Here is a 15,418-nt window from a genome sequence, read left to right on the forward strand (position 1 = left end):
CCTCGGCAGGTAGTCTTTCCGGTATGGCGACTCGAACTTCCCCTGCCAAAAAAGGCACCCAGCAGTCGCGCGGTAAGACCTCGGGCAGTACTGCGCGCTCATCGTCTGGGCGTTCCACCGCCAAGACCAAGGCCATTGACCTGCCGGCCGAGGACCCGCTGCCGCTGCCGCTGCGGATGGTCCGCGGTGCCTGGATGGGCGTAGCCCACCTGGTGGCTGCCGGTGTCCGCAAACTCGGCCCCAACGTGCTTCCCGACAAGGAACTGCGCCGCGACGGCACGGGCTTCTTCATGCTGCTGCTGGCGGTCATGATCGCCGCCGTCGAATGGTGGGCGCTCAAGGGCGGTTTCGCCGACGTCGTCCATGCGGTCTTCGGCGGCACCTTCGGCTGGATGGCCCTGCTGCTGCCGATGTTCCTCCTGGTCTTCTCGGTCCGGCTGATGCGCAGCCCGGAGGACGTCGCCGGCAACAACCGCATCGCCATCGGGCTGACCCTGATGACGCTTTCGGGCACCGGGCTGGCCCACGTCATCGGCGGCCAGCCCGCCCTCGCGGACGGCCTGGACGCGCTCTGGGCCGCCGGGGGCATGGTGGGTTTCCTCATCTCCTCGCCGCTGGCGACCATCACCTGGGTCCTGCCCGTCGCCATCTACTCGCTGCTGGCTTTCGTCAGCCTCCTGATCGTCACTGCGACCCCGTTCCGGCATATCCCGGCCCGGCTGCGCGCCGTCTACGAGAAGCTCATGGGGCAGGAACCGGCGGAGCGTCCCCAGCGCGGGGACGAGCACGACCAGAGTTACTTGTATGGCGACGAGCCCGAGCGGCCCAAGCAGAAGAAGCAGCGCAAACGCGTCTTCGGCCGGGAGAAGCCGGCTGAAGAGAAGGGGGATTACGACGACGGGGGCTTCTACGGGGACGAGGCGTTCGAAACGCCGGTGATCGATGACGGGCCGGTGACCGGTCCGGTACCGACGGTCCCGGTGACGCCGAAGGTGCCGCCGGGAGTACGGCGCCCCACGCAGTCCGAACTGGCGGCGGAACAGCTCAAACGGGAGCAGGGCCTGCTGCCGGAGGGCGCCACCGAAGCCCTTCCGGTACTGCCGCAGGCCGCGCCCGCCGTGCCGCCGGTGCCTGCCAACCCCGTACAGCCGCAGCCTCCCACGACCCCGATTCCGCAGCGCACGGAGCAGCTGCAGCTCTCGGGCGACGTGACGTACACGCTGCCGCCGTCGGACTTCCTGCCCCCCGGGCCGCCGTCGAAGGAACGGTCCGAGGCGAATGACGCCGTCGTCAATGCCCTGACCGAAACCCTGGACCAGTTCAAGGTGGACGCGAAGGTGACCGGCTTCTCCCGAGGCCCGACGGTAACCCGCTACGAGATCGAGCTTTCCCCGGGGACGAAGGTCGAGCGCGTCACCGCGCTCTCGAAGAATATTTCCTACGCCGTCGCCAGCTCGGACGTGCGCATCCTCAGCCCGATCCCGGGCAAGTCGGCGATCGGCATCGAGATCCCGAACACGGACCGGGAGACCGTCTCGCTCGGCGACGTGCTGCGCTCGAACAACGCGCGCAAGACGGAGCACCCGATGGTCATGGGTGTCGGCAAGGACGTCGAGGGCGGCTTCGTGGTGGCCAACCTGGCCAAGATGCCGCACATGCTGGTCGCCGGTGCCACGGGTGCCGGTAAGTCCTCGTTCGTGAACTCGATGATCACCTCGATCCTGATGCGTGCGACGCCGGATGAGGTGCGCATGGTGATGGTGGACCCCAAGCGCGTGGAGCTCACCGCGTACGAAGGCGTCCCGCACCTGATCACGCCGATCATCACGAGCCCGAAGAAGGCGGCCGAGGCCTTGCAGTGGGTGGTCCGCGAGATGGACACCCGCTATGACGACCTGGCGAACTTCGGCTACAAGCACATCGACGACTTCAACAAGGCCGTGCGGAACGGCAAGGTGGTTCCGCCGGAGGGCTCGCAGCGGGTTATCAAGCCCTACCCGTACCTGCTGGTGATCGTGGACGAGCTCGCGGACCTGATGATGGTGGCTCCGCGGGACGTCGAAGACTCGATCGTGCGCATCACGCAGCTGGCGCGCGCCGCCGGCATCCACCTGGTGCTGGCGACCCAGCGCCCGTCGGTGGACGTGGTCACGGGCCTGATCAAGGCCAACGTTCCGTCCCGCATGGCGTTCGCCACCTCGTCCGTCACGGACTCGCGCGTCGTGCTGGACCAGCCCGGCGCCGAGAAGCTGATCGGGCAGGGTGACGCGCTCTTCCTGCCGATGGGCGCCTCCAAGCCGATGCGTGTGCAGGGCGCGTGGGTCTCGGAATCCGAGATCCACGAAGTCGTGGAGCACGTCAAGAGCCAGCTGACGGCCGAGTACCGCGAGGACGTCGCCGTCGAGGCGCCGAAAAAGCAGATCGACGACGATATCGGAGACGATCTCGATGTGCTGCTGCAGGCCACGGAGCTCGTGGTCACCACGCAGTTCGGCTCGACCTCCATGCTCCAGCGCAAGCTGCGCGTCGGCTTCGCCAAGGCGGGCCGGCTGATGGACCTGCTGGAGTCCAGGGGAGTGGTGGGCCCCTCCGAGGGCTCGAAGGCGCGCGACGTGCTGGTCCAGCCGGATGACCTGGCCGCCACACTGGCCGCCATCCGGGGAGACGGACCGCCCCCGGCGGACCCGTCCGCACCGGCGGCAGCCGATCCACGCACCGCCGCCCTGGCGGACAACGCCAACGCCAACCACGGTTTCGACGGCCCCCGGGACCTCGTGGCCGAGGATCTGGACGCCCGCCCGCAGGCGGTGGACTATTACGACGACGACGGCGAGTCGGGTGGCGAAGACGCCTGGAGCCTCACCGGACGTTAGCGGGTTCGGTAGTGTGGGGACGTGACTGATTCGCCTGCCAGCCCGGTACCGACCCTCAACATCGCCAACGTCCTCACCACCATCCGCATCGTGCTGGTGCCGTTCTTCATCTGGTTCATGCTGGCTGACAACGGCAACGACGGTCTCCTGCGCTGGCTCGCCGTCCTCGTTTTCGCGGTCGCCATCTACACTGACAAACTCGACGGGGACCTGGCCAGGAGCCGCGGGCTGATCACGAACTTCGGCAAGATTGCCGATCCGATCGCGGACAAGCTGCTGATCGGCTCGGCGCTGATCCTGCTCTCCGTCCTGGGCGAGCTTCCGTGGTGGATCACGGTCGTGATCCTGGTCCGCGAAATCGGCATCACCCTGCTGCGCTTCGTGGTCATCAGGTACGGCGTCATGCCGGCCTCGCGCGGCGGGAAGCTCAAGACGGTGCTCCAGACGCTGGCAATTTTCCTTTACCTGCTGCCCCTGGGGACTTGGCTGGGGGACTGGGCCGTCGTCGTCGCCAATATCGTGATGCTCGTCGCTGTGGCCGTCACGGTCGTGACCGGCGCGGATTATGTGATCAAGGCCCTGCGCCTGCGGGCGGCCGGGCGGGGGAACTGAGCCGTGGACCGGCAGAACCTTTCCGAACAGGTCATCCTGGCGGCGGTGGCGAAGGGACTGACCATCGCGACGGCGGAATCGCTCACGGCGGGGATGGTGTCGGCAGCGCTGGCAACCGTCCCCGGTGCCTCCGGCGCCCTCCAGGGCGCAGTGGTTTCCTACCAGAACCACGTCAAGTCCGGCCTCCTCGGCGTGGATGCGTCGCTGCTGGAGCGCAACGGGGCCGTCGATCCGCAGGTGGTGTGCGAGATGGCTGAGGGAGCGCGCCGCAGCCTGGAGGCAGATATCGCGGTGGCCACGACCGGGGCCGCCGGGCCCGAACCGCACGGCGGCAAACCCGTGGGCACCGTCTACGTCGGCGTCGCCACCGCGGCCGGTTCCCATGCCGCCGCTTTCTCCTTCGCCGGTGACCGAGCAAGGATCCGGGAGCAGGCAAGGGATGCCGCCCTGTCCGCGCTGCTGGAGGCCGTCGAATCCGCCACCGCCTCGGCGGGTTGACACCGGTTCGTTGCTTCGCACCAGCCGCCGGTGAGGTGGCCGGGGAACAAATTAATGTTCCAGATAGTTATCCAAGGTGGCAGCAACTTCCAAGGTTGTTGCCATAAGCTTTAGAAAACGCGGTAGAACCCGCGTACACAGAGGGAGTAAGGCGATACAAATGGTCAAGCAACCCGTATCCGTGAACGGGGTTGTCCGTTGGCGTGATGTGGGTCTGTCCGACGAGACACAACGGGAAAAGAAGGAGCGCAAGATGGTAGTGCTACGCCACGAAATCGGCGACGTCCTGCGCGACGTACGCCAGCGTCAGGGCCGCACCCTGCGTGAAGTTTCACACAGCGCTCGTGTTTCCCTTGGATACCTGAGTGAAGTGGAGCGCGGCCAGAAGGAGGCCTCCTCCGAGCTGCTGTCCTCCATCTGTTCGGCTCTGGACGTACCGCTGTCCCTGATGCTGCGCGAGGTCAGTGACCGGGTTGCGGAGGCTGAAGGCGTTGTCATTCCGGACACCGTCCCGCAGGAGCTTTCGCGTGAATTCGTCGCCGAGATTCCGGACGAACTGCCTGAAGACCTCAGCAGGGGGTTGGCCTCGGCACGTTCCTGACGCCAGCCGGCCGTATGCCGGGAAGAGCCGGGCACCTTGTGCCCGGCTCTTCCGCGTTCGGACACCGGGTTCCTGGGTGTTCCTGGCCGGGCGGGCGCGGTTTGGGACCGCCGGAAAAGCCACCGGCGCCACCGTGGCGTGGCGCCACGCCGGCGGCGGTTTCGGCCCGCCCGGATCAGGAGCGGTTCAGCCGGTCCAGCAGCCCGGCCAGAGAATTGAGATCCTTGACGGACCAGTCTTCGAGGCGGGAGACGAAGGCGGACCTCCTGGCCGACTGTGCCGACTTCAGTTTCTGCAGGCCCAGTTCCGTGAGCGATATGGACTGGGCCCGGCCGTCCGAGGGGTCGGTTTCCTTGCTGACCAGGCCGAGCTGCTCCAGCATGGCCACCTGGCGGCTGACCGACGGCTTGCCGACGCCAATGCTGGCGGCCAGGTCGGTCAACCGCATGGACTTCTCCCGCTGCAGCACTGTCAGCAGCCCGTAGGCGGCCGGTTCCATGTCGGGATGGACTTCGCGCGCCACGCGGTGGGAGTTGGCGCGGGCGCGGCGCCAGAGCATGCTCAGTTGCTGCTCCAGCGAGTCGATGGCGCTCTGGAAGTCCTCATCCTGCCGCGCAGAATCCTGTCCGGTCATGACGCTATTCTAGTGAGCCGCCGGCGACTGCGGCCGGACTGCAGCCGTGAGAAGATATCAGCGTGCGACTTAGTGATTTTTGGCGGCTGATGGACGAGGAGTTCGGTTCCGGCTATTCGAGGGTCCTGGCCTCGGACCTGGTCCTCACGATGCTCGGCGGTCGTACCGCAGCCGAGGCCCTCTCGGCCGGGGTCCCGCCGAAGACCGTCTGGCTGGCCGTCTGCGAGATGCAGGAAGTGCCAGCCGCGCGGCGCTTGGGCCGCGACGTCAAGCCGTCGCGCTGAAAGAAGACACGCCCCACGAATATTCGCAGATATGTTCGAATCTGTCCCCCGGGGCGGTTATGCTCCTACACAGAGCCGGGAACCGGCGCCGCATCGATGAATTGTCCACAGCCGCACGGCGGCTGCGCATTCTGTCGGAGCGGGGCGATACGGTCGAAGCGAGCGAAGAACACGGCCCGCAGGGCCTGAAGAAACCGAGGTGAATAATGGCCGCAGCACCGGACCGCGAGAAGGCTTTGGAAGCAGCACTCGCGCAGATCGACAAGCAGTTCGGCAAGGGCTCCGTGATGCGTCTTGGCGACGAGACGCGTGCCCCGATCGAAACGATTTCCACCAGTTCCATCGCCCTTGACGTCGCGCTCGGCATTGGAGGCCTGCCGCGGGGCCGCGTTGTCGAGATCTACGGTCCGGAGTCGTCGGGTAAGACCACCGTGGCGCTGCATGCTGTGGCCAACGCCCAGCGCAACGGCGGGATCGCTGCCTTCATCGACGCCGAGCACGCGCTGGATCCCGAGTATGCCAAGAAGCTGGGTGTGGACACGGATGCCTTGCTGGTATCCCAGCCGGACACCGGCGAGCAGGCCCTCGAAATCATGGACATGCTGATCGGCTCCGGCTCGCTGGACATCATCGTGATCGACTCTGTGGCTGCCCTGGTGCCGCGCGCCGAGATCGAAGGCGAAATGGGCGACAGCCACGTCGGCCTCCAGGCCCGCCTGATGAGCCAGGCCCTCCGGAAGATCACCGGCCGCCTGAGCCAAAGCAAGACGACGGCCATCTTCATCAACCAGCTCCGCGAGAAGATCGGTGTCTTCTTCGGCAGCCCGGAAACGACCACCGGCGGCAAGGCCCTGAAGTTCTATGCCTCGGTCCGCATCGACGTGCGCCGGATCGAGACCCTCAAAGAGGGGTCCAACCCGATCGGCAACCGCACCCGCGCCAAGATCGTCAAGAACAAGATGGCTCCGCCCTTCAAGCAGGCGGAGTTCGACATCATGTACGGCCAGGGCATCTCCCGCGAGTCCGGCCTGATCGACATGGGCGTCGAACACGGCATCTGCAAGAAGTCCGGCGCCTGGTTTACCTATGACGGCGACCAGCTCGGCCAGGGCAAGGAGAATTCCCGGAAGTTCCTGAGGGACAACCCGGACCTGGCTGACGAGATCGAGCGGCGCATCCGGCTGAAGCTCGGCATCGACAAGCCGGAAGAGGGCTCGGCAGGGGCCGCTAAAGAACCGAAGCTCAAGGCCGTGGACGGCCTCTGAGCCGCGTGCAGGGCCGAAGCCGCCGGGGAGGACAGGAGCCGACTCCCGACTCCCCGGCAGACCTGACCCCTGAGGCCGACCCCGGCGACGTCGCGCGGTCCATCATCCTCAGGCAGTTGACCATGGGGCCGCGGAGCCGTCGGCAATTGGCTGGTAAGCTCGCCGACCGCAACGTCCCGGCAGAGGTTGCCGCGGCCGTCCTGGATCGTTTCGAAGAGCTTCAGTTGATCGACGATGCCGAGTTCGCCCGGATGTGGGTCCGGAGCCGGTTCCAGACCAAGTCCCTGGCGCGCGGTGCATTGAAGCGCGAACTGGCGGACAAGGGCATCGCGCCGGAGCTGGCAGAGGAGGCACTCGAGCAGCTCAGTCCGGACGACGAACTGGCCGGCGCCAGGGACCTGGTGCGCCGGAAGATCCGGCCTGACTGGGACCTGGGCGAGCGGCAGATCAAGGACAAGCACACCCGACGGCTGGCATCCATGCTGGCCAGGAAGGGCTACCCTCCCGCGGTCGCTTTCAGGGTTGTGTCCGAGGAACTGGACGCCGCGCAGGAAGACTGAGGTCCGCGGACTGCGTTGGCTCTCGGCTGCTGGCAGCGCGACCTCCCTCCCGGCCGCGGGCCGGCGGGGACATTGCCGCCGCAGTGGATTGTGGCGGCTGGCGGGGAAGGTCTTACCCTTAAGACGTGAGCGTGACCTTCCCTGCCCCCGATCCGATTGTTTCGAGTGCCGAACGGCGCACCTATCAGGTGCGCACCTTCGGCTGCCAGATGAACGTGCATGATTCCGAGCGCCTAGCCGGGCTCCTGGAAAACGCCGGCCTGGTCGAAGCGACGGACGGGCAGGCCGATGTCGTTGTCTTCAACACGTGTGCGGTGCGGGAAAACGCCGACAACAAGCTGTACGGCAACCTGGGGCAGTTGGCGCCGGTGAAGGAACGCCGTCCCGGCATGCAGATTGCAGTGGGCGGCTGCCTGGCACAGAAGGACCGCGAGACCATCCTGCGGAAGGCGCCCTGGGTCGACGTGGTCTTCGGCACCCACAACGTGGGCTCGTTGCCCGCTCTCCTTGAGCGTGCGCGCCACAACAACGAGGCGCAACTGGAAATCCTCGAGTCGCTCGATGTCTTTCCCTCCACCCTGCCCACCAAGCGGGATGCCGTGTATTCGGGCTGGGTATCGATCTCCGTCGGCTGCAACAACACCTGCACCTTCTGCATCGTCCCGTCGCTCCGGGGCAAGGAACGGGACCGGCGACCGGGCGACATCCTGGCCGAGGTCCAGGCCCTGGTGGACGACGGCGCCATCGAAGTGACCCTTCTCGGCCAGAACGTGAACTCGTACGGTGTGGAGTTCGGCGACCGGGGAGCCTTCGCAAAGCTGCTTCGCGCGTGCGGGGACATCGCCGGCCTTGAGCGCGTCCGCTTCACCAGCCCGCACCCGGCCGCCTTTACCGACGATGTCATCGAGGCGATGGCCGAAACACCCAACGTCATGCCCCAACTCCACATGCCGCTGCAGTCCGGCTCCGACAAAGTCCTCAAGGACATGCGCCGCTCCTACCGGTCCAGGAAGTTCCTGGGCATCCTGGACAAGGTCCGCGATCGCATTCCGCACGCCGCCATCTCCACCGACATCATCGTGGGTTTTCCGGGCGAAACCGAGGAAGATTTCCAGGCAACGCTCGACGTCGTCGAACAGTCCCGATTCGCCACGGCGTTCACTTTCCAGTACTCCAAGCGGCCGGGCACTCCTGCCGCGGACCTGCCGGAGCAGCTGCCCAAGTCCGTGGTGCAGGAGCGGTACGAGCGGCTGATCGCCCTGCAGGACCGAATCTCCGCCGAGGAGAACGCCAAGCAGGTCGGCACGCAGGTCGAGGTGCTGGTTACAGCCCAGCAGGGGCGCAAGGCCAGCGAGACGAACCGGCTTTCGGGCCGTTCACGGGACCAGCGGCTGGTCCATTTCTCGGTGCCCGAGGGAGCGGCAGTGCCGCGCCCCGGGGACCTGGTCAACGTGACGGTAACCGAGGCCGCGCCCTTCCACCTCATCGCCGATCCGGTGCCGGCAGACTACTCGGTGCGCCGTTCGCGGGCGGGGGACGCGTGGGACCGGTCGCAGGCAGACTCCTGCGCTGCGCCGGCGGCGGCAACGACGGCGGGCGGCAAGGCGGTTTCGCTGGGCATGCCGGCGCTGCCCGTGCGCAGCTGACCCGCCGGATGGTGAGCGAACCGGAGAGCGTACCGCCCGTCATCGCCGTGGTCGGTCCCACCGGATCGGGCAAGTCGGACCTGGCAGTCGCACTTGCGCTGCGGATCGACGGCGAAGTCGTGAACGCGGATGCCATGCAGTTTTACCGCGGGATGGACATCGGCACGGCCAAGATCACGCCGGCCGAGCGGCAGGGCGTGCCGCATCATCTGCTGGACATCCTCGATGTCCGCGATGAAGCCAGCGTTTCGGCCTTCCAGGAGCAGGCCCGCGCGGTGATCGCCGACATCCACCGCCGTGGCCGGCGGGCCATCCTGGCCGGCGGATCCGGCCTCTATGTTCGGGCGGCCCTCGACGTCATCGAGTTCCCCGGCACCGATCCGGCGCTCCGGTCCAAGCTGGAATCGGAACTGGCCACCGACGGCCTGGCCGCCCTGCGGAACCGGCTGGAAAAAGTCGACCCGGTGTCTGCGGGCCGCCTAGGCGACGCCCGCAGGGTGGTGCGCGCCCTCGAAGTGTACGAGCTGACGCAGCGGCCCTTCAGCTCCTTCATGCCGGAGCGGCGCTACTGGCAGCCGGCCCTCCAGCTGGGGCTCACGGTCGATCGGGATGAGCTCAAGGAACGACTGGCCCTCCGGGTTCACCGGATGGTGGACAGTGGCCTCCTGGACGAGGTCCGCCGGCTCGACCGGGAGGGCTTGCGGGAGGGCAAAACAGCATCCAAGGCGCTCGGCTACTCGCAGTTCCTCCGGGTCCTCGATGGGGAGCTGAGCGTCGACGAGGCTGTTCTGGACACCGTTGTGGCCACACGGAAGTTCGCCCGCAGGCAGCAGACCTGGTTCCGCGCCGATCCTCGGATTGAGTGGCTTGACTGGAAGGACCCGGCACTGGCGGACACCGCATTTGCACTCGTCGATAAGCTTGGATAGTGACCGAATCTTCCTCCGCTGTACTGCGTTCCCTGACCGGCCTGGCCTTTTCCAAGGGCCATGGCACCGGCAACGACTTCGTGCTGGTTGCCGACCCCAATGGGGAACACCAGATCAACTCTGCTGCAGTTTCCGTGCTGTGCGACCGCCACCAGGGCATCGGCGGCGACGGCCTCATCCGCGCAGTCCGTTCCGAGCACCTTCCGGAAGGGCGGGAACTGCTTGACGCGGTTCCCGAGGCCGAGTGGTTCATGGATTACCGCAACGGGGACGGGTCGGTCTCGGAAATGTGCGGCAATGGTGTGCGCGTCTTCGTGCATTTCCTGCTTGACCAGGGTCTGGCCGACCTCGCGGAGGGCAAGTCCCTGGCTATCGGCACGCGTGCGGGCGTCAAGGTCATCAGCCGTTCGGAAGATGGCTACGCCGTGGATATGGGCCCGTGGGAGTTCATCTATCCGGACCAGGCCGCCGCAAAAGCCACGGACTCCGTCGTGAATGCGGCGGGCCTTGAGGTGCCCCGGCCCGCCTTGAGCATCAGCATGGGCAACCCGCACACTGTGGTCGCGCTGGCCGAGCTCGCCGAACTGGCCGCCACCGGGCTGTACGAAGCGCCGGAGGTCGAGCCGAAGCCGGTCAACGGAACCAACGTCGAATTCGTGGTGCCGGCCGAACCGCTGGTCCACAATGGCGCCGGACATATCACCATGCGCGTGCACGAACGCGGCGTCGGAGAGACACAATCGTGCGGAACCGGCGCCTGCGCCTCCGCCGTCGCCATCCGCTACTGGGCGGGCTCCGGTGCGCCGGACGACTGGCGGGTCAACGTCCCCGGCGGCACCGTGAACGTACGCTTCTTCGTCGCCGATGACGGGCGGGAACATGTCGAACTGAGCGGGCCCGCCACCCTCGTGGCACGGGGAGTTATTGCGTAGCAGCCGCGCGGCGGATCCGGAGGATCCGGAAGGCCTTGGCGGTGCTTTCGCGGCTGACCCGGAACTCGGTCGGCAGTTCGGCCGCGAGCCAGCGCTGCAGGGAGTCCGAACCGAGGTTCTTCTGCACGACCAGCCAGGCGCTGCCCCCTGGCGCCAGGCGGGGGAGCCAGAGCATCAGCAGGTCATGCAGTTCGCTCTTGCCGATTCGGATTGGCGGATTCGACCAGATGGCGTCGAAGCGCAGCTCGGGGTCCACCTCCTCGGGCAGGCAGGCCCGGACGTTGTTCAGCTCCAGGGTCTGCGCATTGTCGTTGGTCAATGCGGTGCAGCGGGTGTTGACATCGACCGCCGTCACCGATGCAGCAGGTGACTTAAGGCCCAGCGTCAGCGCGATCGGGCCCCAGCCGCAGCCGATATCCAGCAGATTGCCGGTCGACGGCGGGGCGGGGACCTCGGCCAGCAGCACGGCCGTGCCTTTATCGATTCCGTCGGGACTGAAGATGCCGTTCGACGTCGTCAAATGCCGGACCTGACCGTCGAGTTCGACGGTCAGCGGTTTACGTATTTCCGGTTTGCCCGGCTCGGCGCTGAAGTAATGATCGGTGGCCATAATCCGCCAGACTAGTGCGCCCTCGGCGGAATTTGTATCTAGGCCTGCCTAAGCCACGTGTGGAGCCTGTTATGCTGGACGGCATGGCAATCAAGTGACTGCGGCAGTCTAGGCCGGCTTCGGCCCGCACCAGACGCCGCTCCCGTTGAGCCCGGCTCCGGGACCGGTAGGCACCACTACCGCGAACCAACCTGTCATTCCCGTGCGTTCCCTTGGCTGCAACCGCGCCTGCACCTCTTTGCGTCCTGGGCGCATCGCCGCTGCATGGCTCCGGATCACCGCATCAGGGACCGCCTTCCCCGTCAGGAGGATACACATGACCCGACAACAACCACCGCACGCAAACCACCCCCGCACAGCAGCGGAGGACTACCATAGATCTACAGACCTTCCGAAGGAGAGCATGACCAACAGCAGCGCCGGCCAGCCGGCAGAGGAACCGGAACTGACCCCGGAGGAAATCCAGGCGGTCATCGACCGGATTCTGGCCAAGGACTCCGCAGCCCGCACCAAGACCGGCAGCGGTTTCCGGGGCAAGGCACAGGCCATCTCCACGCTTGACGAAGAGCATTCGGAATTCGACGGCGAGCAGCAGGACCTCCAGGAGCGGCGCGCCTTGCGGCGCGTGGCCGGGCTGTCGACGGAGCTGGCAGACGTCACCGAGGTCGAATACCGCCAGCTCCGGCTGGAGCGGGTCGTCCTGGCCGGCTTGTGGACCGAGGGAACGGCCGCGGACGCGGACAATTCCCTGCGCGAACTGGCTGCACTGGCCGAGACCGCCGGGTCGGAGGTTCTCGACGGCGTCGTCCAGCGGCGCCTGAAGCCGGACCCCGGAACATTCCTGGGATCGGGCAAGGCGCAGGAGCTGCGGGACATCGTCATGTCCACGGGGGCTGACACGGTGATTGTCGATAGTGAGCTGTCGCCATCGCAGCGGCGCGGTCTTGAAGACATCGTCAAGGTCAAGGTCATTGACCGCACCGCCCTGATCCTCGATATTTTCGCGCAGCATGCCAAGAGCCGCGAGGGCAAGGCCCAGGTCGAGCTCGCACAGCTGGAATACCTGCTGCCGCGCCTGCGTGGCTGGGGCGAGAGTATGTCCCGCCAGGCCGGCGGCCGCGTAGGCGCGGCCGGCGGAGGTATCGGTTCCCGTGGCCCCGGCGAAACCAAGATCGAGCTGGACCGGCGGCGCATCCGCACGCGTATGGCCAAACTTCGGCGGGAGATCGCCGGTATGAAGCCGGCGCGGGAGACCAAACGGGCCAACCGCAAGCGAAACGCCGTGCCGTCGGTCGCAATTGTCGGCTACACGAACGCGGGCAAGTCCTCGCTGCTTAACCGGCTGACCAACGCGGGCGTCCTCGTGGAGAACGCGCTGTTCGCGACCCTCGACCCGACGGTCCGCAAGGCCGAAACTTCGGACGGGCTTGGCTACACGCTGGCGGACACCGTCGGCTTCGTCCGCTCGCTGCCCACGCAGCTTGTGGAAGCCTTCCGGTCGACTCTTGAGGAAGCAGCCGATGCGGACCTGATCCTGCACGTGGTGGACGCTTCCCACCCCGATCCTGAAGGCCAGATCGCGGCGGTCCGCGAGGTGCTGACGGAAGTGGACGCGCGCAAGATTCCCGAGATCGTCGTGCTCAACAAGGCCGACGCCGCTGATCCGTTCGTCATCGAACGGCTTCGGCAGCGGGAACCGCGGCATGTCGTGGTCTCGGCCCGCACCGGGCAGGGCATTCCCGAACTGCTGCAGGCCATCAGCGACGGCATTCCGCGGCCCACTGTCAAGCTCGAACTCCTGATTCCTTATGACCGTGGCGACGTCGTCAGCCGGCTGCACAGCCCGGACGCGGAGATCCTGTCGATGAACCATGGCGAGGAGGGCACCGAGCTCGAAGTCATGGTCAGGGAGGGCCTGGCGGCCGAACTCGAGGCCTTCATCCGGCGTGGCTGAGGAACAGGCGGAGGCCCTGCGCCTGCTCGACGTTGCCGTGCAGGCGATGGGCGGGCAGGACCGCCAGGGCCAGCATGATATGGCTGGCCGGGTCGATACGGCGTTTCGGCGGCGCGAACATCTGCTGGTCCAGGCGGGCACGGGAACGGGCAAGTCCTTGGCCTACCTAATTCCGCTGATCGTGCACGCGCTGGAGAGCGAGAAACCGGCGATCGTCGCGACTGCCACGCTCGCCCTGCAGTCCCAGATCGTCAAGCGGGACCTGCCTCGGCTGCTGGAAGCCATCGCCGATGAGCTGCCGCGGCCGATCGATGCCGCCTTGCTCAAGGGCCGCAACAACTACCTGTGCCTGCACAAGATCGACGGCGGGTTCCCGGCGGACGATGCTCCGGAGGCGCTCTTCGATCTCGCCGAAGAGACCGTTCCGCATCCGGCGCCGGCCCCCGGGCCGACCACCGCCCTGGGACAGGAAATCAAGCGGCTGCGGGCCTGGGCAGAGGAGACCGGCACGGGGGACCGGGACGAAATCGTGCCCGGAGTCAGCGACCGGGCCTGGCGGCAGGTCTCCGTGAGCGCCATGGAGTGCCTCGGCGCCCAGCGGTGTCCGGTCGCGGCGGAATGCTTCAGTGAGCGTGCCCGGATGCATGCGGCCGAGGCCGACGTAGTGATCACCAATCATGCGATGTTGGCCATCAACGCGTTCGAGGGGCTGGCCGTCCTGCCGGACTACGACTTCGTTGTTATTGACGAGGCCCATGAGCTGCAGGACCGCGTGACGGGGGCGGTCTCGGGACAACTCTCGGCGGCCATGATCACGGCCGCCGCCTCCAGTGCCCGCAAGCACACGGCGATCAGCGTCGATGCGCTGAACACCGCGGCCAAGAGCTTCGAAGCGGCGTTCGACCAGGTTCCGTCCGGACTCATGGCGGCCGGCCTGCGGCCCGAGCAGGAACTGGCGCTGACCCAGCTGCGTGAGGCGGCTCGAACGGCACTGTCGGACTCCAAGCCCGATGGCTCGGGCGCGGTGGACGGCGGCAGGCAGATGGCAAGGTCGCGGCTGGCAGCAATTCTGGAGCTATGCGACCGGGTAGTTTCCACCGCCCAGAGCCGGGAGGTCCTGTGGATCACCCGTCCGAGCAGCTTCACGCCGGGCAGCGGTTACGGACCCCCGGACGAAACGCTTCCGCCGATGCTGAACGTTGCGCCGCTGTCGGTGGCTTCCAGGCTTCGCGAGGGGCTGTTCGAGGGCCACACGGTCGTCCTCACATCCGCGACCCTCGCCATCGGCAGCGCATTCGACGCCGTCGCCGGCTCCCTGGGCCTGCTGGGCGAAGGAGCGCCGAAGTACAGCAGCGCGGACGTCGGGAGCCCGTTCAACTACCCGAAGCAGGGCGTGCTGTATGTGGCTTCCCACTTGCCCAAGCCGGGCCGAGGGACAAGCCCCGAACAGTTGGATGAGCTCGAAGCGCTGCTGCGCGCCTCCAACGGGGGTGCTCTCGGGCTCTTCTCGTCGCGGCGCGCTGCCGAGGAAGCCGCCGCGGAGATGCGCGAGCGGCTGCCCTTCACGATCCTTTGCCAGGGCGAGTCGTCCATGGCTGCGCTGGTCCGGCAATTCTCGAGCGAACCGAATACCTGCCTGTTCGGGACGATGACGCTGTGGCAGGGGGTCGACGTGCCGGGAGAGGCCTGCCGCCTGGTGGTTATCGACAGGATTCCCTTCCCGCGGCCGGATGATCCGCTGATGACTGCCCGTACGCGGGCCGTGTCGCAGGCAGGCGGGAATGGTTTCATGACCATTTCGGCCACGCACGCCGCCGTCCGGCTCGCCCAAGGCGCCGGACGGCTCATCCGCGCTGCGGGGGACCGGGGCATGGTGGCTGTGCTCGATTCGAGACTGGCCAATGCCCGGTACGGTGGCTTCCTCAGGGCGGCGCTGCCGCCGTTCTGGTCGACGAAGGACCGGGCGACGGCGCTCCAGATCCTGCAGCGCCTGGCGGGCTAAGGGCCCGCCGGGCAGCGG

14 protein-coding genes are annotated in these 15,418 nt (G+C 67.0%); 12 read left to right on the forward strand and 2 right to left on the reverse strand.

Going from position 1 to position 15,418, the window contains the following annotated elements; genetic code table 11:
• Window positions 1-23: 23 nt before the first annotated feature.
• The 4 genes from WFH44_RS03320 (at window position 24) to WFH44_RS03335 (ending at window position 4,584) form a co-directional block, all read left to right on the forward strand.
• Entirely contained in the window at window positions 24-2,873 is a 2,850-nt protein-coding gene (locus WFH44_RS03320) for an FtsK/SpoIIIE family DNA translocase (RefSeq protein ID WP_336711689.1), read from the forward strand.
• A gap of 21 nt (window positions 2,874-2,894) precedes the next feature.
• Window positions 2,895-3,485: a CDP-diacylglycerol--glycerol-3-phosphate 3-phosphatidyltransferase gene (gene pgsA / locus WFH44_RS03325; protein ID WP_336711691.1), complete on the forward strand. Its 591-nt coding sequence runs from the start codon at window positions 2,895-2,897 to the stop codon at window positions 3,483-3,485.
• Between the two features lie 3 nt (window positions 3,486-3,488).
• Window positions 3,489-3,983: a CinA family protein gene (locus tag WFH44_RS03330; protein ID WP_336711693.1), complete on the forward strand. Its 495-nt coding sequence runs from the start codon at window positions 3,489-3,491 to the stop codon at window positions 3,981-3,983.
• 160 nt (window positions 3,984-4,143) lie between these two features.
• Window positions 4,144-4,584, forward strand: coding sequence for a helix-turn-helix domain-containing protein (locus tag WFH44_RS03335; RefSeq protein ID WP_275116362.1), 441 nt, complete (start codon window positions 4,144-4,146; stop codon window positions 4,582-4,584).
• Between the two features lie 175 nt (window positions 4,585-4,759).
• Here WFH44_RS03335 and WFH44_RS03340 read toward each other — a convergent pair whose 3' ends face one another.
• Window positions 4,760-5,218, reverse strand: coding sequence for a MarR family winged helix-turn-helix transcriptional regulator (locus WFH44_RS03340; RefSeq protein ID WP_336711695.1), 459 nt, complete (start codon window positions 5,216-5,218; stop codon window positions 4,760-4,762).
• Between the two features lie 62 nt (window positions 5,219-5,280).
• On the opposite strand from WFH44_RS03340, the gene WFH44_RS03345 reads away from it, so the two are divergent.
• The 6 genes from WFH44_RS03345 to dapF all read left to right on the forward strand — a co-directional run bounded on the left by WFH44_RS03345 (window position 5,281) and on the right by dapF (window position 10,834).
• On the forward strand, window positions 5,281-5,502 hold the full coding sequence (locus WFH44_RS03345) for a DUF3046 domain-containing protein (protein WP_336711697.1): 222 nt from the start codon (window positions 5,281-5,283) through the stop codon (window positions 5,500-5,502).
• A 206-nt stretch (window positions 5,503-5,708) separates the two neighbouring features.
• Window positions 5,709-6,767 carry a recombinase RecA gene (gene recA, locus WFH44_RS03350; protein ID WP_336711698.1) on the forward strand — a complete coding sequence of 353 codons (1,059 nt, stop codon included), beginning with the start codon at window positions 5,709-5,711 and terminating at the stop codon, window positions 6,765-6,767.
• A gap of 104 nt (window positions 6,768-6,871) precedes the next feature.
• Window positions 6,872-7,327, forward strand: a complete 456-nt coding sequence (locus WFH44_RS03355; protein ID WP_442892862.1) for a regulatory protein RecX — start codon at window positions 6,872-6,874, stop codon at window positions 7,325-7,327.
• Window positions 7,328-7,452: 125 nt separating this feature from the next.
• Window positions 7,453-8,973 carry a tRNA (N6-isopentenyl adenosine(37)-C2)-methylthiotransferase MiaB gene (miaB, locus tag WFH44_RS03360; protein WP_336711700.1) on the forward strand — a complete coding sequence of 507 codons (1,521 nt, stop codon included), beginning with the start codon at window positions 7,453-7,455 and terminating at the stop codon, window positions 8,971-8,973.
• Window positions 8,974-8,981: 8 nt separating this feature from the next.
• The gene (miaA, locus tag WFH44_RS03365; protein WP_336711701.1) at window positions 8,982-9,902 is read left to right on the forward strand and encodes a tRNA (adenosine(37)-N6)-dimethylallyltransferase MiaA; all 921 of its coding nucleotides are present in this window, start codon (window positions 8,982-8,984) and stop codon (window positions 9,900-9,902) included.
• Window positions 9,902-10,834: a diaminopimelate epimerase gene (gene dapF / locus WFH44_RS03370; RefSeq protein ID WP_336711703.1), complete on the forward strand. Its 933-nt coding sequence runs from the start codon at window positions 9,902-9,904 to the stop codon at window positions 10,832-10,834. The genes miaA and dapF overlap by 1 nt, the downstream gene beginning before the upstream one ends.
• On the opposite strand, the gene WFH44_RS03375 is transcribed toward dapF, so the two are convergent.
• Complete coding sequence (locus WFH44_RS03375; protein WP_336711704.1) at window positions 10,824-11,444, reverse strand: class I SAM-dependent methyltransferase; 621 nt, start codon at window positions 11,442-11,444, stop codon at window positions 10,824-10,826. The genes dapF and WFH44_RS03375 overlap by 11 nt on opposite strands.
• 403 nt (window positions 11,445-11,847) lie before the next feature.
• On the opposite strand from WFH44_RS03375, the gene hflX reads away from it, so the two are divergent.
• Both hflX and WFH44_RS03385 read left to right on the forward strand, forming a co-directional pair.
• Window positions 11,848-13,398, forward strand: coding sequence for a GTPase HflX (hflX, locus tag WFH44_RS03380; protein ID WP_336711705.1), 1,551 nt, complete (start codon window positions 11,848-11,850; stop codon window positions 13,396-13,398).
• 46 nt (window positions 13,399-13,444) lie between these two features.
• Window positions 13,445-15,400, forward strand: coding sequence for an ATP-dependent DNA helicase (locus WFH44_RS03385; protein ID WP_336711826.1), 1,956 nt, complete (start codon window positions 13,445-13,447; stop codon window positions 15,398-15,400).
• Window positions 15,401-15,418 lie beyond the last annotated feature (18 nt).

This window comes from Arthrobacter sp. USHLN218 (assembly GCF_037144715.1).
Taxonomy (GTDB): Bacteria; Actinomycetota; Actinomycetes; order Actinomycetales; family Micrococcaceae; genus Crystallibacter.